This window comes from Mesorhizobium sp. M7A.F.Ca.CA.004.12.1.1 (assembly GCF_003997835.1).
Lineage (GTDB): Bacteria > Pseudomonadota > Alphaproteobacteria > Rhizobiales > Rhizobiaceae > Mesorhizobium.
This window is the reverse complement of sequence record NZ_RZRK01000030.1, coordinates 1-16,521: the sequence shown is the minus strand read 5'-3', so window position 1 is coordinate 16,521 and position 16,521 is coordinate 1. Positions and strand designations below refer to the sequence as shown.

General features: G+C 60.8%; 17 protein-coding genes. 16 read left to right on the top strand and 1 reads right to left on the bottom strand.

Features of this window, described 5'->3' with window-relative positions:
- The 10 genes from trbB to EN984_RS03035 all read left to right on the top strand — a co-directional run.
- On the top strand, positions 1–736 hold a 736-nt coding region (gene trbB, locus EN984_RS03080), incomplete at its 5' end, for a P-type conjugative transfer ATPase TrbB (protein ID WP_127383625.1).
- Positions 737–748: 12 nt separating this feature from the next.
- The gene (locus EN984_RS03075) at positions 749–1,057 is read left to right on the top strand and encodes a TrbC/VirB2 family protein (RefSeq protein WP_024502851.1); all 309 of its coding nucleotides are present in this window, start codon (positions 749–751) and stop codon (positions 1,055–1,057) included.
- Positions 1,057–1,329, top strand: coding sequence for a VirB3 family type IV secretion system protein (locus EN984_RS03070; RefSeq protein ID WP_024502852.1), 273 nt, complete (start codon positions 1,057–1,059; stop codon positions 1,327–1,329). Before EN984_RS03075 ends, EN984_RS03070 begins: the two co-directional genes overlap by 1 nt.
- Positions 1,323–3,773, top strand: coding sequence for a conjugal transfer protein TrbE (gene trbE, locus EN984_RS03065; protein ID WP_024502853.1), 2,451 nt, complete (start codon positions 1,323–1,325; stop codon positions 3,771–3,773). Before EN984_RS03070 ends, trbE begins: the two co-directional genes overlap by 7 nt.
- Positions 3,770–4,495 carry a P-type conjugative transfer protein TrbJ gene (gene trbJ / locus EN984_RS03060; protein WP_024502854.1) on the top strand — a complete coding sequence of 242 codons (726 nt, stop codon included), beginning with the start codon at positions 3,770–3,772 and terminating at the stop codon, positions 4,493–4,495. Before trbE ends, trbJ begins: the two co-directional genes overlap by 4 nt.
- A 33-nt stretch (positions 4,496–4,528) precedes the next feature.
- A complete protein-coding gene (gene trbL / locus EN984_RS03055) occupies positions 4,529–5,851 on the top strand; it encodes a P-type conjugative transfer protein TrbL (protein ID WP_024502855.1) in 1,323 nt (440 codons plus the stop codon).
- Positions 5,852–6,583, top strand: coding sequence for a conjugal transfer protein TrbF (gene trbF, locus EN984_RS03050; RefSeq protein ID WP_024502856.1), 732 nt, complete (start codon positions 5,852–5,854; stop codon positions 6,581–6,583). It begins immediately after the preceding gene.
- A 1-nt stretch (position 6,584) separates the two neighbouring features.
- On the top strand, positions 6,585–7,610 hold the full coding sequence (trbG, locus tag EN984_RS03045; RefSeq protein ID WP_127232321.1) for a P-type conjugative transfer protein TrbG: 1,026 nt from the start codon (positions 6,585–6,587) through the stop codon (positions 7,608–7,610).
- Positions 7,607–8,821, top strand: coding sequence for a TrbI/VirB10 family protein (locus EN984_RS03040; RefSeq protein WP_024502858.1), 1,215 nt, complete (start codon positions 7,607–7,609; stop codon positions 8,819–8,821). Before trbG ends, EN984_RS03040 begins: the two co-directional genes overlap by 4 nt.
- A 12-nt stretch (positions 8,822–8,833) precedes the next feature.
- Positions 8,834–9,076: a DUF2274 domain-containing protein gene (locus EN984_RS03035; RefSeq protein WP_024502859.1), complete on the top strand. Its 243-nt coding sequence runs from the start codon at positions 8,834–8,836 to the stop codon at positions 9,074–9,076.
- A gap of 229 nt (positions 9,077–9,305) precedes the next feature.
- Here the strand turns inward: EN984_RS03035 and hemN are convergent, their stop codons facing one another.
- The gene (gene hemN / locus EN984_RS03030) at positions 9,306–10,655 is read right to left on the bottom strand and encodes an oxygen-independent coproporphyrinogen III oxidase (protein ID WP_024502860.1); all 1,350 of its coding nucleotides are present in this window, start codon (positions 10,653–10,655) and stop codon (positions 9,306–9,308) included.
- Positions 10,656–10,807: 152 nt separating this feature from the next.
- Here hemN and EN984_RS03025 point away from each other — a divergent pair, with 152 nt between their 5' ends.
- The 6 genes from EN984_RS03025 to ccoG form a co-directional block, all read left to right on the top strand.
- Positions 10,808–11,551, top strand: a complete 744-nt coding sequence (locus EN984_RS03025; RefSeq protein WP_024502861.1) for a Crp/Fnr family transcriptional regulator — start codon at positions 10,808–10,810, stop codon at positions 11,549–11,551.
- 491 nt (positions 11,552–12,042) lie between these two features.
- Positions 12,043–13,662, top strand: a complete 1,620-nt coding sequence (gene ccoN, locus EN984_RS03020) for a cytochrome-c oxidase, cbb3-type subunit I (protein ID WP_024502862.1) — start codon at positions 12,043–12,045, stop codon at positions 13,660–13,662.
- Positions 13,662–14,393 carry a cytochrome-c oxidase, cbb3-type subunit II gene (gene ccoO / locus EN984_RS03015; protein WP_024502863.1) on the top strand — a complete coding sequence of 244 codons (732 nt, stop codon included), beginning with the start codon at positions 13,662–13,664 and terminating at the stop codon, positions 14,391–14,393. The genes ccoN and ccoO overlap by 1 nt, the downstream gene beginning before the upstream one ends.
- A gap of 11 nt (positions 14,394–14,404) precedes the next feature.
- Positions 14,405–14,554 carry a cbb3-type cytochrome c oxidase subunit 3 gene (locus EN984_RS03010; RefSeq protein ID WP_024502864.1) on the top strand — a complete coding sequence of 50 codons (150 nt, stop codon included), beginning with the start codon at positions 14,405–14,407 and terminating at the stop codon, positions 14,552–14,554.
- A 2-nt stretch (positions 14,555–14,556) separates the two neighbouring features.
- Complete coding sequence (gene ccoP / locus EN984_RS03005) at positions 14,557–15,420, top strand: cytochrome-c oxidase, cbb3-type subunit III (RefSeq protein WP_024502865.1); 864 nt, start codon at positions 14,557–14,559, stop codon at positions 15,418–15,420.
- 166 nt (positions 15,421–15,586) lie between these two features.
- Positions 15,587–16,521, top strand: a 935-nt coding sequence (gene ccoG / locus EN984_RS03000; RefSeq protein WP_127383624.1) for a cytochrome c oxidase accessory protein CcoG, incomplete at its 3' end; no start/stop codon positions are given.

Genomic DNA, 16,521 nt, shown 5'->3' with positions numbered 1-16,521 from the left:
GGCGCACGCCGACAACCCGATCGTCAGTGCCGAATTGCCGTCTGGCGAACGCTTCGAAGGCCTGCTGCCACCTGTGGTGTTGGCGCCATGTTTTGCCATCCGCAAGCCCGCCGCGAAAGTCTACACCCTGGCCGACTATGTTGCCGAACGCATCATGCTGCCGCTGCAGGCCGATGCGCTGAAAAAGGCCGTCCGCGAGCGGCGCAACATGCTGATCGCCGGCGGCACTTCCTCGGGGAAGACAACACTCGCCAACGCTCTGCTGGCTGAAGTCGCCGAATGCGACGATCGGGTGATCCTGATCGAGGACACACGCGAACTGCAGTGCGCGGCCAGGGACTGCGTTGCCCTGAGAACAAGGCGGGGCTCGGTCACCCTTGCCGATCTCGTGCGCTCGACGCTGAGGCTCAGGCCGGACCGCATCATCGTGGGCGAGGTGAGGGGCGCGGAAGCGCTCGACATGCTGAAGGCATGGAACACCGGGCACCCAGGCGGCATCGCTACCGTACACGCCAATTCCGCGCGCTCGGCTCTCTATCGCATTGAGCAACTCGCCCAGGAAGCCGTGGTCACCGTTCCCCGCCGGCTCATCGCTGAGGCGATAGATCTGATCGTCTTCATAGCGGGACGCGGCTCGTCGCGCCACATCGACGCAATCGCCGAGGTCACCGGTCTCGACGGCAGCGGCGATTACGCCGTTGCCCCGCTCACGCTTTCGCAACTCCAGCAGCTTTGAAAGGCCTTCCTCATGCGCAAGAAGCTTCGCTTTCTTTCGTCCACAGCGCTCGCGTTTCTTATCACGGCCCCGGTTTATGCCGCCGGCTCAGGCATGCCGTGGGAGCAGCCGCTGCAGCAGATCCTGGAGTCCGTCCAGGGACCGGTCGCCAAGATCGTTGCGGTCATCATCATTATCACCACCGGCCTGACGCTTGCCTTCGGCGACACCGCCGGTGGTTTTCGGCGCCTGATTCAGATCGTCTTCGGTCTGTCGATCGCCTTCGCGGCATCGAGCTTCTTCCTCTCCTTCTTCTCCTTCGGTGGTGGGGCGCTCGTCTGATGGCCGCCGGGGAGCAGCATATCGAGGGCTTCGCAGTACCGGTCCACCGGGCGCTGACCGAGCCGATCCTGCTCGGCGGGGCTCCGCGCGCGGTGGCGATCCTCAACGGTACAGTGGCCGCGGCCATTGGCTTCGGCTTGCAGCAATGGATTGCTGGTCTGGTGCTTTGGATCGCAGGCCACTCGTTAGCGGTGTTTGCCGCAAGACGCGATCCGGACTTCGCCAGCGTGCTTGTGCGCCACCTACGTCTGAAGGGGTGGCTTGCATGCTGAACCTTTCGGAATATCGAAGCAAAGCCGACCGGCTTGCCGACCATCTACCCTGGGCTGCCTTGGTTGCGTCCGGCATCGTGCTCAACAAGGACGGCAGCTTTCAGCGGACGTTGCGGTTCCGCGGCCCGGATCTCGAAAGTGCGACGGAGGCTGAACTCGTCGGCATTTGCGCCCGGGCGAACAATGCTCTCAGACGCCTTGGCTCTGGCTGGGCATTGTTCTTTGAGGCCGAGCGCACAGAAGCGCTGGGCTATCCGAACTCGCATTTTCCTGACGCCGCGTCGTGGCTGGTCGACGAAGAACGCCGCGCTGCTTTCGAGGGGAAGGTAGCGCACTACGAGAGCCGCTATCATCTGACCTTGGTGTTTATGCCACCGCCGGACGCCCAGGCGCGCGCAGAAAGCACGCTCGTCGACTCTCATTATTCCCGAGGAGAAAGAGACTGGCGCCAGGATCTGGCGAGGTTCCGTGACGAGACCAACCGCGTGCTCGATCTCTTCTCGGGTTTCATGTCCGAAGTACGCGTCCTCGATGATGCTCAGACGTTGACCTACCTCCACGGCACGATTTCGCCTCGTCGCCATCCTATCATGGCCCCGGAAACGCCGATATATCTGGATGCAATCCTGGTCGATGCGCCGCTTACCGGTGGCCTGGAGCCGATGCTTGGTGAGCAGCATCTTCGCACACTGACCATCCTCGGCTTTCCGAACCTCACCCGGCCCGGAATCCTCGATACCCTCAATCATCAGGATTTCGCCTATCGCTGGATGACGCGCTTCATTCCGCTCGAGAAAACGGAAGCCACGAAGACGCTGACGCGATTGCGCCGGCAGTGGTTTGCCAAGCGCAAGTCGATCGTGGCAATCCTACGCGAGGTCATTACCAACGAGCCGGTCCCGCTTGTCGATAGCGATGCCGACAACAAGGCGCTCGATGCCGACGAAGCCCTTCAGGCATTGGGCGGTGATCATGTGAGTTTCGGCTATCTCACCACCACCGTGACGGTGTGGGGCGAGGATCGCCAAGCCGCTGCAGAGAAGCTTCGCGCGGTCGAGCGCATCATCAATGGGCTCGGCTTCACCACGATCCGAGAAGGCGTCAATGCGGTCGAGGCTTGGCTCGGCTCATTGCCTGGCCATGTCTACGCTAACGTTCGCCAACCGCTCGTTCATACATTGAATCTTGCCCATCTCATGCCGCTGTCGTCGGTTTGGGCCGGTCCTGCGACAAACGAGCATCTCGCGAAAGTCACCCAAACCGAAGCGCCACCGCTTTTCGTTGCCGAGACCAGTGGGTCGACACCGTTTCGGCTTTCCACCCACGTCGAAGATGTCGGCCACATGCTGGTTGTTGGTCCGACCGGCGCCGGCAAGTCGGTTCTGCTTGCTCTGATTGCTCTGCAGTTCAGGCGCTACGCCGGCGCCCAGGTTTATGTCTTCGACAAAGGCAATTCGGCCCGTGCTGCAACACTTGCCATGGGTGGAGAACACCACGCGCTAGGAGCGGACGGTTCCCTTGCCTTTCAGCCACTGCGCAGCATCAACGACCAGGCTAGCCGAAGCTGGGCGGCCGAATGGATCGCCAGCCTTGTTGCCCACGAGAACGTCACCGTCACGCCGGAGGTGAAGGAGGCTATTTGGTCAGCGCTGGCCAGCCTTGCCACCGCGCCGGCGCAGGAACGCACACTGACCGGTCTTTCGGTCCTGCTTCAATCCAATGCGCTGAAGACCGCATTGATGCCCTACACGCTCGATGGTCCCTTCGGCCGCCTGCTCGATGCCGATCATGATGGGCTGGCCTTGTCGGATGTGCAGTGTTTCGAGACCGAGGAGTTAATGCACAGCCAAGGCGCTTTGCTGCCAGTGCTTACCTATCTGTTCCAGCGACTTGAGGAACGGTTCGACGGACGGCCCACGCTGATCATGCTCGACGAGGCGTGGGTCTATCTCGACAATCCGCTGTTCGCCGCCCGCATCCGCGAATGGCTGAAGGTGCTGCGAAAGAAGAACGTGTCGGTTGTCTTCGCTACGCAGTCGCTGGCTGATATCGCGGGCTCTGGCATAGCGCCGGCAATCATCGAAAGCTGCCCGCAGCGCATTTTCCTTCCCAATGATCGTGCCGTGGAACCCCAGGCGCGCACAGCCTACGAGCGCTTCGGTTTAAGCGAGCGGCAGATCGAATTGATCGCCCGCGCCACGCCGAAGCGTCAGTATTATCTGCAATCGCGCCGCGGCAACCGTCTGTTCGAGCTCGAGCTTGGCCCCATCGCTCTTGCGCTTTGCGGTGCTTCCGATCCGGCCACGCAGACTCTGATCGACAGGATCATGTCCGAAGACGGGCAAGGCAGCTTTGCCTCGCAGTTCCTGATCGCGCGCGGCCTCGATTGGGCCGGCGAACTTCTCAAGCAATTCCCTCAACCAGACAAGGAGCAATTCTCATGATGCGGCGACGCCTTCTCTCCGGCCTGATCACCGTTTCCCTGATCGCCAAGCCTATGGCCGACTATGTGCAGCCCGCCTACGCCCTTATCGTGTTCGATCCGTCCAATTATGCGCAGAACGTGCTGACGGCCGCGCGCGCATTGGAGCAGATCAACAACCAGATCCAGTCGCTGCAGAATCAGGCGACCATGCTGCAGAACATGGCGCGCAATCTTCAGCGTCTGGATTTCTCTTCCGTTGGCCAACTCACCGGTTCGCTCCATCGCATCGACGGCTTGATGGACCAGGCGAGTGGCCTCAGCTTTGATCTGGGCAAGCTTCAAGACCAGTGGCGCAGCCAATATCCGGAAAGCTACGACGCCACGATCAAAGTCAGCGATGTGGCGAGTGCTGCGCGGGAGCGTTGGCAAACCGCCATGCAGGCGTTCCGCCAGACCATGGGTGTCCAGTCGCAAATCGTCGAGAACGTCCGCGCCGACGGCGATCTGCTCGCCGATCTCGTCAACCGCAGCCAAGGGGCGGCCGGTGCGCTTCAGGCAAGCCAGGCCACCAACCAGCTGATGGCGCTTTCGACAAAACAGCAGATGCAGATCCAGACGCTGCTCGCAACGCAGTTTCGAGCTGAGGCCGAGGATGCCGCCCGCAAGGCCCAGTCAGACGAAGCCGCCCGCGAGATGACGAAGCGATTCTTGGGTACCGGCTCGGCTTATCCCGGCAATTAATCACGAGTTCATCACGACGAGAAAGGCAGCGGCATGAACGACCTTGGCGTCATCGATCGCTTCATGGAGACCTTCATCCGCTACATCGACAGCGGGTTCGGTCTGCTATCGGGCGACCTCGCCTTCCTCACTACCATTCTGATCGGCATTGACATCACACTTGCCGGCCTGGCGTGGGCGCTCGGCGACGAAACCAGCGTTCTCGGCCGGCTTGTCCGCAAGGTGCTCTATGTTGGCGTCTTCGCCTTCATTCTGAACAATTTCAAGAACCTCGCCGATATCGTTTATCGTTCTTTTGCCGGTCTCGGGATTAAGGCGTCGGCCGGCAATCTGTCGGCAGACAATCTCTTGCGCCCGGGCCGCATTGCCGCGACCGGTTTCGAAGGTGCTTGGCCAATGCTTGACCAAGCCAGTCAGCTCCTGGGCTTCCCGGAAATCTTCGGCAACGCACTGACCATCTTCGTGCTGCTGATGGCCTGGTTCCTGGTCATCATCGCCTTCTTCATCCTTTCCATCCAGCTTTTCATCACCATCCTAGAGTTCAAGCTCACCACGCTGGCAGGTTTTGTTTTGGTTCCATTCGCACTTTGGAACCGTTCAGCGTTCCTGGCCGAACGCGTGCTCGGCCATGTTATCTCGTCAGGCATCAAGGTGATGGTGCTCGCCGTCATTGTCGGTATCGGCTCCACGCTCTTCGGGGAGTTCGCTTCCGCATTGCAAGGCAAGGAGCCGGATCTTGCCGGTGCCATGTCCCAGGTACTGGGCGCACTGGCACTGCTTGGCCTTGGCATTTTTGGGCCGGGGATCGCGTCGGGTCTTGTCTCAGGCGCACCGCAGCTTGGGGCGGGCGCCGCCCTCGGCACGACCGCGGCGGCAGCGGGTGTATCACTCGTTGCTGGAGGCACAGCATTTGCTGGCGCGCGTATGGCAACCAGCGGCGGTCTCGCCGCCATCCGAGCCGGCACAACAATGGGATCGGCTGCTTCCACGTCATGGCAGATCGGGCGCGCAACCTCGCCCGACGCTGGCCTCTCCGGTGTGGCTGCTGGAATGCATGGTGTAACCAGTGCAGCTGGCGGCGCCGCTATACGCATAGCGCGATCCGCCACTGCAAGTGTTGGGCGCAACGCCGATGCCGGGCGCGATGCCGCGTGGACCGCGACCGGCGGCGCGCCGACAGCGTCAATGACCGAACGCTCTGCCGGTTCGGCCACTGTTTCGGCGCCGACGTGGGCAAGGCGCCTACGTTCTGAACAGACCGCCCGGGCAAATCGCCACGCTGCCGTGCAAGCTGTCCGAGACGGAGACCGGCCGGGAGGCAGCGCCAACCCCTCTCTCAACGACAAGGATGACTAGATGCTCTTCAAGCGACCCGTGCACCGTTACGGCAAAACACCCGAACCGGTCACGCCGTATCAAAAAGCCGCCCAGCTGTGGGACGAGCGCATCGGCTCATCTCGACTGCAGGCCAGGAACTGGCGGATCATGGCCCTTGGCTGCCTGGCCTTGGCGACCGGGCTTTCCGGCGGACTCGTATGGCAGTCGATGCAAAGCCGTGTCGTGCCTTATGTCGTCGAGGTCGATGGCTTCGGCGAGACGCACGCCGTCGCGCCGGCGATCCGGAATTATGAGCCCTCGGATGCTCAGATCGCCTGGCATCTCGGCCGCTTCATCCAGAATGTCCGTTCCGTTTCCACCGATCCGGTTTTGGTACGGCAGAACTGGTTGGCAGCGTACGACTTTGCTAGCGATCGCGCAGCGCTCTTCCTCAACGAATACGCCAAGGCGAACGACCCCTTCGGTCAGATCGGAACGCGCAGTGTTTCGGTACAGGTCACCAGCGTGGTCAGAGCCTCCGAAAGTTCATTCCAGGTCAAATGGACCGAGCAGGTGTTTGAGCGCGGAAGCCTTGCCAGCACGATGCGCTGGACTGCGATCCTCACGATCGTGATCCGCTCGCCAAGCAATACGGATCAGCTGCGCAAGAATCCGCTCGGCGTCTTCATCAATGCCATTGACTGGTCACGCGAGCTCGACAGCGCCGTCCCAGCCCCCCTTTCTCCGACGGAGTCCACCAATGAAAGGTAAAATGTCACCGATTCGTGCCGTGCTGATCCTATCGGTGTCGGCAGCGGTCGTTTCCGCTTGTGCATCGAAGAAGGTGCCGCCGCCTGAGATTTCCTATGACGCTGCCGACTTCAAACCGGCCGCGATCGAAAAAGCGCCGGAGAGGCCGATTAGAATTGTCGAGGTGCCAAAACCACTGCCGCTGCCTGGCCAAATGCAGCCCGAGCCCGGCAAGGCCGAGGACAAGCGCCCTCCTGAAGAACGCGTCGCTGATGCCAACAAAGCCGCGACCCAGCAACCCACCAAGTACGGGTATGTTAATGCAGTGCAAGTCTACCCCTTCACCGATGGCGCGCTTTATCAACTCTATGCCGCGCCGGAGCGCGTGACCGACATCGCTCTGCAGCCGGGCGAGAAACTAACCGCCGTGTCGGCTGGCGACACCGTGCGCTGGGTCATTGGCGATACCGCAAGCGGCACCGGTGACAATCAGCGCACCCATGTTCTGGTAAAACCCTTCGCGCCGGGTCTTGCCACCAATGTCGTCATTACGACGGACCGGCGGACCTATCATTTGCAGCTTCAAAGCACCGAGAAGACCGCAATGGCGGCAATCTCCTGGACCTACAGCCAAGACCAGATCATCGCGCTTCGCCAGCGCAATGCTCAAGCCGAGGCAGTTACACCGGTCGCGTCGAATATCGCGCTCGAAAACCTTCGCTTTCGCTACTCAATCAGTGGCGACACACCGCCCTGGAGACCGACGCGAGCCTTCGACGACGGCAGCAAGGTCTATATTGAGTTCCCTCGTCGCATAGATCAGGGCGAGGCGCCACCACTCTTCATCGTCGGCGCAGATGGGAGCAGCGAGCTCGTCAACTATCGCGTGCGCGGCAACTATTACATCGTCGATCGGCTCTTCGCCGCGGCCGAACTTCGCCTCGGCACCAAGCGGCAGCAGGTGATCCGCATCAGCAGGATTGACGGCAGGCAACCGCAACGGCGGATCTCGCTCTTTCGCGGCAGCCGGCGAGGTGAGGGCTCATGATCGAAAATTCCCGCTCTGGCATCCCGCCGAAACTGGATCCCGAGGAACTGCAGCTTCGGGCCTCTCCCCGCCGCGTGGTGCGGTTCAGGCGCGGTGTGATCATCGCGATCGCAGCGCTCGGATCCGGCGCTGTCTTCGGCGTTACCATGATCGCCCTCCAGGGGCCGGCCCTTCGCATCAGGGATCAGGCGGAAGATCTCTACAACACTCAGCGCAAACCAACCGCCGAGGGACTCGATACGCTTCCCCATGACTATTCCGGCATGAAGCCGAAGCCTCCCGTCCTTGGGCTACCTTTGCCGGGCGACCTCGGCCGCCCCATCCTCGAGCGGCAGCGCCAGCTCGGCATCGTGCCGGGCCAAGACATCTCGGCCGAGGAGCAGCGTCTAGCGCAGCAGGCGATCGAAGCGCGTGAATCGCGGGTGCTTTTCCGCGTCGAAAATCGAGCTCAACAGACAGATGTCGGAGAGAGCGTGCAAACTGCTCAGCATCCATTTGAGGCGCTTCCCCAATCCGAAGCAGGACGCGCGTCAGCCTCGGTGGCGGCGGCGGAAGGCGACCAGAACAATCAGCAGCGAAAGCTTGATTTTCTCAGCCAGCGGAGCACTGGCGGGATCTACAATCCGCATGCGCTTCAGACGCCGATCTCGCCATATCAACTGATGGCTGGCAGCGTGATTGCCGCCAGCCTGATCACCGGCATCAATTCCGATTTGCCGGGCCTTGTGGTCGCGCAAGTCACCGAAAATGTGCACGACACGGTCACGGGCAACATATTGCTGATTCCGCAGGGCTCACGTCTTATCGGCGTCTACGACAGCGTCGTCGCGTTCGGGCAAAAGCGAGCGCTGCTGGTCTGGCAGCGCATTCTGCTGCCCGACGGCTCGTCGGCCGAAATCGACAATCTGCCCGCGAGCGACACCGCCGGCTACGCAGGGCTGGAAGACAAAGTCGATTTCCACACTTGGCAGATGATCAAGGGAGTGGCGCTTGCCACATTGCTCGGTGTCGGCACAGAATTCAGCCTCGGCGAAAACGAGAGCGATCTGGTCAAGGCGATCCGGGAATCAGCCCAGCAGAACGCCAGTCGAGCCGGCCAGCGCATCACCGAAAAAAACCTCAATATCCAGCCCACCATCGTCGTCCGCCCAGGTTGGCCACTGCGCGTCATCGTGCACAAGGACATCGTGCTGCGGCCATACGCCAGTTGAGCAGGAGTTATCATGGCTGACCTGAAACTTGGAAAACTTCCGGACCGAACAGCTTCGAAGATCACCATTACCGTCAGCGCGGAGCTGAGCCAAACACTCAAGGAGTATGCTGCACTTTACCGTCAGACCTATGGTCAGTCTGAAACCGTGGCAGAACTCATCCCTTTCATGCTGGCGGCGTTTCTGGAAGGCGACCGAGCCTTTGCCAAGGCCAGAAAAGAACGTCTGCCGACGGAGCTTGCCGGAAAATCGTGACTCCTCCGCTAGGGCAGCTGGAACATTGCCTAGCTGTCGCGACCTACCTGCGAAGCATAGGATCAAACACCTTGAAATGCAGGTATGCGCAAGAGTGGATGTGGAAGGAGATACCGCGCAACAGCCTAAGTTTGCATTTTCGATTTTGATGCGGTAGTCGGCTATGAGCGGTCAAAACGAACGCAGCTGGTTCGCCGATCGACCAAACGGCGAGCGCACTGTGCTTTGCTCAGACCGCCACCGAGTGCCTCGCCGTTCCCCCTTTGAAATATGTATCGAACTTGGCCGCGATGGTTCGAATGAAGGGGCGACTTTCAGTCCGTACGAGGAAACTGTCACCATCGAATTCAAGCGCTCGGGCAGGATCGTGGAGTGCGATGGACCTCGAGCGATGAAGGAGCTGCTCGCCGGCTTTGCCGAACCGCTCCACCAGGTCGACTGCCGAGAAGGCAAAATCACACATCAGCCGCTCGATGATCCAGCCACGGACGCGATCGTCGTCGGAAAGGGCAACGCCGCGCACGGCAGCCAACCCGCCATCCGCAACCATGCGCCCGTACCCGGAAGTCGAAGCCATGTTCTGCACGTAGCCTTGGCGAAAACGACCGATGGACGAAGGGCCAAGTCCGATGAGTGTCGGGCAGCGATCCTCAGTGTAGCCCTGAAAATTGCGATGCAAAACCCCTGCGCGGGCCGCTATGGCCAGCGCATCGTCGGGCTTCGCGAAATGATCGAGTCCTATTGCCTCATATCCCTTGGCGACAATTGCCCGCGCCGCGAGTTGAGATTGGGCGAAACGCTCAGTGGGACTCGGCAGCCATGCCTCGTCGATCATCGTCTGATGCTTCTTGAACCAGGGCACATGTGCGTAGCCGAACAGGGCCATCCGGTCTGGCTCCAAGGTCAGTGCCTGCGCCACCGTGGAACAGATCGTCTCGCGTGTCTGATTCGGGAGCCCGTAGAGCAGGTCCAGATTGACCGATTCGACGCCCCGCGAACGAACCCCGTCGACGACTGCCTTGGTCTGCAAAAAACTCTGCTCACGATTAATTGCTTTTTGCACTTGCGGATCGAAATCCTGCACGCCGAGGCTCGCCCGCGTTACGCCGATTTGAGCAAGTGCATCAAGGCGCGCCTTGTCCATGTCGTTGGTTTCGATTTCGATGCTGACCGTAGCATCCGGGAGAAGGTCGAAGCTGTCCCGCAAGGCCGCTCCAAGAGCAACCATATCATCGGGCCTCAGAATAGTTGGCGAACCGCCACCGAAGTGGATTGCACGGACATGTGCCTTGCCGCTCACCAGACCGGCAATCGTGACGATTTCGGCATTCAGCGAGCGCAGATAAGCGGCCACCGGCTCATATTGGTGCGTCTGCTTGGTGTGGCAGGCGCAGAACCAGCAGAGCTTGTCGCAGTAAGGAATGTGCAGGTACAGCGAGATTTCGTCGCCGCTTTCCAGCGTCTCCAACCAGCCACGGTAAATGGCAGCATCGATCCCCGAATGGAAATGCGGCGCCGTCGGATAGCTGGTGTAGCGTGGGACGTTCTCGCTGAGTTTGACAGCTATTTCCGATTGCATCTCGCGTTCACCGTGTTGCCCGCCGGAACACTGCACGCATCGCTGAAGCAGACCCTGATCTCGATCAGCCGCGCTCATGGACAAACCGCCGCAGGATTTCTCTACCCTGGATGGGTATCCTGCCGGCAGTTAGGATCGGGTAAGGCGAACGCATGACCTTTCGGCAAGACATTCATAGTTCCGGCATTCCTGTTCTTTGCTTCCCTTGCGAGGCACGGCGTCGCGGTGTCTGCGGTGCGCTCGATCCAGACAATTTGGTTGGGCTCGCCAAGACTTGCTCGCGTCGCCGGATCGAGTCAGGAATGGAGTTGACCGGCGAGGCACAGAACGTCGACAGCTACTCCAACGTGCTTTCAGGCGTGGTAAAGCTATCAAAGAGCCTGTCGGATGGGCGCCAGCAGATCGTCGGTCTCCAGTTTGCACCGGATTTTCTGGGACGTCCTTTCAAGGAGGAAAGCTCGATCAATGCGGAAGCGGCAACAGCAGTCACGCTGTGTTCGTTTCCGCGAGCGGCCGTCGAACGGATGATGAAGGCGTCACGGGAATTCGAGCATCGCCTGCTCAAACAGACGCTGAATGAACTCGATGAGGCGCGCGAGTGGATGGTGACGCTGGGGCGCAAGACAGCTCCGGAAAAGGTGGCGACTTTTCTCCTCATGATGGCCCGGAATATCGATTCCAGTCTCGATGCGGCTTCCGGGTCGGCCTCCTTCGATCTGCCGCTGACGCGTGCCGAAATGTCTGATTTCCTTGGAATCACCAGCGAGACCGTGAGCCGCCAACTGACGCGATTGCGGGCTGACGGGGTGATTCGGATTGAGAACGCACGCCATGTGACGGTGGACAGCATAAGCCGTCTGGAGAAGCGCTGTGGCGGCGGACGCGAGCGGCCCTAAGCGGCGAGGCCATGTCGCATGACTCCGGGGCGGGCCGTGTTTGCCTTTTAATGCGATGTCGCCGCGCCTTCGACGAAGCGGCGTCACGGTCGAGACAAACAGCTTTCGGCCTTTGATAGGAACGTGACCAATCGCCAGGTGTGTTTCGGCACATACCGGCGAAGCATGGTCCTTAATCTGCCACGGCTCGGCGGAACGATCGCGTTCGTTTCCAATGGGATCCGAACAACGTTTGGCAGGGCATCGGCAATAGCATCCAACGCGCGCAGAGCCTCAGCTTTCGCCTCAGCGATCGCGTCTGCGCCCGCCCAACCCAGGGAACGCCTTCCATGAGGGGGTGAGCCCGCGCTGCGTTCCTCGTTCATTCGCCACCTGCTGATTGCGCCGCACAAAATCGTGCGGCCTGACATAGATCAGGGCGAGGGGGCGGCGGCTGCGCGATTAGTGCGCTGCGGATTTGGCATCCACCAGATTCGAGATCGGGATCTGCAATGAAATTCGGCACAGAGATCGTCCTTCTAAGCGTGTTCGCTTTTGCGGCCCTGGTGGCCGCCGGCTTCGGCGTGGATGAACCTTTCCGCCGACACATGTGGGTGTTGTTCTTCGCAGTGGCTGGTTTCACTGCGATCCTGTTGCGCAACACGGAGTTCAGGCCAGCAGCTCCGATTGACCCATCCGCTTACATGGATGGTCCGATCCGCTACGGCGCGATCGCCACCGTGTTCTGGGGTGTCGTCGGCATGCTGGTCGGCGTGGTGATCGCGCTGCAGCTCGCCTACCCCGATCTCAACATCCAGCCCTGGTTCAATTTCGGTCGTTTGCGGCCGTTGCACACATCCGGTGTCGTTTTCGCCTTCGGCGGCAACGCGCTGCTTTGCACGTCTCTGTATGTCGTGCAGCGCACCTGCCGCGCGCGCCTCTTCGGCCGTGATCTCGCCTGGTTCGTCTTCTGGGGCTACCAGCTTTTCATCGTCATGGCCGCGACCGGTTATCTGCTCGGCATCACCGAGGGCCGCGAGTACGCCGAACCCGAATGGTATGTGGATGTCTGGCTGACCATCGTCTGGGTCGCCTACCTCATTCTGTTCCTTGGCACGATCCTGAAGCGCAAGGAACCGCATATCTACGTGGCCAACTGGTTCTACCTGTCGTTCATCGTGACCATCGCGATGCTGCATGTGGTCAACAACCTGTCCATACCAGTCTCGTTCCTGGGCTCCAAGAGCTACTCCGCCTTTTCAGGGGTCCAGGACGCCTTGACGCAATGGTGGTACGGCCACAACGCGGTCGGCTTCTTTCTCACCGCCGGCTTCCTCGGCATGATGTATTATTTCGTGCCCAAGCAGGCGAACCGGCCAGTCTATTCGTACCGGCTGTCGATCGTCCATTTCTGGGCTATCATCTTTCTCTACATCTGGGCCGGGCCGCATCACCTGCACTACACCGCCTTGCCCGATTGGGCGCAGACGCTCGGCATGGTGTTCTCGATCATGCTGTGGATGCCGTCCTGGGGCGGCATGATCAACGGCCTGATGACGCTGTCCGGCGCCTGGGACAAGCTGCGCACCGATCCGATCATACGCATGATGGTGATGGCCGTCGCCTTCTATGGCATGTCGACCTTCGAAGGCCCCATCATGGCGATCCGGGCGGTCAATTCGCTGTCGCATTATACCGACTGGACCATCGGGCACGTCCATTCGGGTGCGCTCGGCTGGGTCGGCATGATCTCGTTCGGCGCGATCTACTACATGGTCCCGAAGCTCTGGAACCGTCAACGGCTCTACTCGCTGAGGCTCGTCACCTGGCACTTCTGGCTGGCGACACTCGGGATCGTCGTCTACGCCGCGGTGATGTGGGTGTCCGGCATCATGCAGGGCCTGATGTGGCGCGAATATGGCGAGCAGGGCTTCCTCGTCTACTCCTTCGCCGAAACCGTCGCCGCCATGCACCCCTACTATGTCATGCGCGCCATCGGCGGCGCCATGTACCTCTCCGGCGCCCTGATCATGGCCTGGAACATCACCAGGACCATCCTCGGCCACCAGCGCGAGGAGGAGCCGATGCCGAGCCCCGTCGCCATCCGACCTGCGCGATCAGGAGCCAGGTAATGGGCTTGATGGACAAACACGCAATCATCGAGAAGAACGCCACGCTTCTTCTCGTTGGCTCGCTGCTCGTGGTGACGGTCGGCGGCATCGTCGAGATCGCGCCTCTCTTCTATCTCGACAATACGATCGAGAAGGTGGAAGGCATGCGCCCCTATTCGCCGCTCGAACTTGTCGGGCGCAACATCTATATGCGCGAGGGCTGCTACCTCTGTCATAGCCAGATGATCAGGCCGTTCCGCGACGAAGTTGAGCGCTATGGCCACTACAGCCTGGCTGCCGAGTCCATGTACGATCACCCCTTCCAGTGGGGATCGAAGCGTACCGGGCCGGATCTCGCCAGAGTTGGCGACCGCTACTCGAATGCATGGCATGTCGCGCATCTTACCGACCCGCGCTCGGTGGTGCCGGAATCGATCATGCCGAGCTATGGGTTCCTGAAAGACACGCCGATCGACGTGAAGGATTTCTCGACGCATCTGGTCGCCAACAGGCTTGTAGCCGTCCCTTACACGGATGACATGATCGCCCACGCCAATGCGGATCTGGGGGCGCAGGCCGATCCCAATGCCGACACATCAGGCCTTGAGGCGCGTTACCCAAAAGCCAAGATCGGCGACTTCGACGGCAACCCGCAACAGGTCACCGAAATGGATGCCCTGCTCGCCTACCTGCAGATGCTTGGCACACTGGTCGACTTCAAAAATTACGACGAAGCCGCCGGCTACCGCTGAGGAGAACGCTGATGACCTACAATTTGATGCGGGCGTTTGCCGACAGCTGGGGCCTGGTTGCGATGGCGCTGTTCTTCGTGGGGTGCATCGCCTTTGCCCTACGCCCCGGCAGCCGAAGGCTGGCCGACGAAGCGGCCCGCATTCCGCTCGAGGACGAGTGATCATGAGCGACGAGCATATCGATGAAATCTCTGGCGTCTCGACCACCGGCCACGAATGGGATGGTATCCGGGAGCTGAACAACCCGCTTCCCAGATGGTGGGTCATCACTTTTTACGTCACCATTGTCTGGGCGATAGGCTACACCATTGCCTATCCAGCATGGCCTCTGTTGCACTCGGCGACAACGGGTGTGCTCGGCTATTCCAGCCGCAACGAGGTCAGGAACGAGCTGACCGCGGCTGAGGCCGCCAAGGGCAAATATATCTCGGCGGTGGAGTCCAAGAGCGTCTCGGAAATCGCCGCGGACGACGGCCTGCGCGAATTCGCAATCGCCGCCGGTGGCGCCGCTTTCAAGGTCAATTGCGTACAATGTCACGGCTCCGGCGCCCAGGGTTCCAAGGGCTTTCCCAATCTCAACGACGACGACTGGCTATGGGGCGGCAAGGCCGAGCAGATCCAGCAGACGATTACGCACGGCATCCGCTTTGCGACTGATGCGGAAACGCGGCTGTCGGAAATGCCGGCCTTCGGCGACATCATTACCGCCGACCAGATCGCACAAGTCAGCGCCTACGTGGCCAGCCTTTCCGGCAAGGTCCGCGATGCAAGTCTGATCCAACCCGGCGCCAAGGTCTTTGCCGAGAATTGCGTGGCCTGTCACGGCGACAATGCAAAAGGCAACAGGGAATTCGGCGCCCCCGACCTGACCGATGCGATCTGGCTCTATGGATCCGGTGAGACAGCCATCGCCGCACAGGTCCGTGCGCCAAAACAGGGCGTCATGCCGGCCTGGGTTGGCCGTCTCGGCGAGATCAAGGTCAAGGAACTTGCAGTTTATGTCCATTCGCTTGGCGGCGGAGAATAGGAATGGAAGCCCTATTCTTCGGTCCCCCCTGCCAAGCGGACGAGGCCTGGCGTGAGCCGGGCCTCGACACCATCCCTAATGCGATCTGCACAACCCGGCAAGGCTATCCTACGGCGAGGCTTTACGACAGGTGCCCCTGACATCGGCTGGGAAAGTGGAGTTGCACATGCGTGACAAGACGCAGTTGACAGGGCTCGAAACAGAAACTGTCAATTCCGCCAAAACCCGCAAGCCGCTTTATGCCGCGCGTCAAAAGATCTTTCCGAAGCGCGCCTCGGGCAACTTTCGTCGCTTCAAATGGCTGGTGATGACGATCACACTTGGCATCTATTACCTGGCTGCGTGGCTGCCTTGGGCTCGCGGTCCATTTGCCCCGGACCAGGCAGTCCTGCTCGATCTCGCGAACCGGCGCTTCTACTTCTTCTTCATCGAGATATGGCCCCAGGAATTCTTCTATGTGGCCGGCCTCCTGGTCATGGCGGGCGTCGGTCTTTTCCTGATCACCTCGACTGTCGGCCGTGCCTGGTGCGGCTATGCATGCCCTCAGACGGTGTGGGTCGATCTGTTCCTCGTCGTCGAACGTGCGATCGAGGGGGACCGTAACGCCCGCATGAAGCTCGATGCAGGTCCCTGGACCGCGCGCAAGCTCATGCTGCGCGTGTTCAAGCACACCATCTGGCTCGTCATAGGCGCGGCGACTGGCGGCGCCTGGATCTTCTATTTTGCCGATGCGCCGACGCTGGTCGGCGAACTCTTCACCGGCACCGCGGCGCCCGTCGCCTACATCACCGTCGCCGTCCTGACGGCGACCACCTACACGTTCGGCGGGCTGATGCGAGAACAGGTCTGCACCTATATGTGCCCATGGCCGCGCATCCAGGCGGCCATGCTCGACGAAAGTTCGCTCACCGTCACCTACAATGACTGGCGCGGCGAACCGCGTTCTCGCCATGCGAAGAAGGTGCAAGCTGCAGGGCAGTCCGTCGGCGACTGCGTCGACTGCAATGCCTGCGTCGCGGTCTGCCCGATGGGGATCGACATTCGCGATGGCCAGCAGCTCGAATGCATCACCTGCGCGCTCTGCATCGACGCCTGTGACGG

Excerpts from the sequence above, each read along its gene's own strand:
- trbJ (WP_024502854.1), top strand. The coding sequence starts at position 3,770 with ATGATGCGGCGACGCCTTCTCTCCGGCCTGATCACCGTTTCCCTGATC.
- trbG (WP_127232321.1), top strand. The coding sequence starts at position 6,585 with ATGTCACCGATTCGTGCCGTGCTGATCCTATCGGTGTCGGCAGCGGTC.
- EN984_RS03035 (WP_024502859.1), top strand. The coding sequence starts at position 8,834 with ATGGCTGACCTGAAACTTGGAAAACTTCCGGACCGAACAGCTTCGAAG.
- ccoN (WP_024502862.1), top strand. The coding sequence starts at position 12,043 with ATGAAATTCGGCACAGAGATCGTCCTTCTAAGCGTGTTCGCTTTTGCG.
- ccoO (WP_024502863.1), top strand. The coding sequence starts at position 13,662 with ATGGGCTTGATGGACAAACACGCAATCATCGAGAAGAACGCCACGCTT.
- trbL (WP_024502855.1), top strand. The coding sequence starts at position 4,529 with ATGAACGACCTTGGCGTCATCGATCGCTTCATGGAGACCTTCATCCGC.
- trbF (WP_024502856.1), top strand. The coding sequence starts at position 5,852 with ATGCTCTTCAAGCGACCCGTGCACCGTTACGGCAAAACACCCGAACCG.
- trbE (WP_024502853.1), top strand. The coding sequence starts at position 1,323 with ATGCTGAACCTTTCGGAATATCGAAGCAAAGCCGACCGGCTTGCCGAC.
- EN984_RS03025 (WP_024502861.1), top strand. The coding sequence starts at position 10,808 with ATGACCTTTCGGCAAGACATTCATAGTTCCGGCATTCCTGTTCTTTGC.
- EN984_RS03040 (WP_024502858.1), top strand. The coding sequence starts at position 7,607 with ATGATCGAAAATTCCCGCTCTGGCATCCCGCCGAAACTGGATCCCGAG.
- ccoP (WP_024502865.1), top strand. The coding sequence starts at position 14,557 with ATGAGCGACGAGCATATCGATGAAATCTCTGGCGTCTCGACCACCGGC.
- EN984_RS03070 (WP_024502852.1), top strand. The coding sequence starts at position 1,057 with ATGGCCGCCGGGGAGCAGCATATCGAGGGCTTCGCAGTACCGGTCCAC.
- EN984_RS03075 (WP_024502851.1), top strand. The coding sequence starts at position 749 with ATGCGCAAGAAGCTTCGCTTTCTTTCGTCCACAGCGCTCGCGTTTCTT.
- hemN (WP_024502860.1), bottom strand. The coding sequence starts at position 10,655 with ATGCAATCGGAAATAGCTGTCAAACTCAGCGAGAACGTCCCACGCTAC.
- EN984_RS03010 (WP_024502864.1), top strand. The coding sequence starts at position 14,405 with ATGACCTACAATTTGATGCGGGCGTTTGCCGACAGCTGGGGCCTGGTT.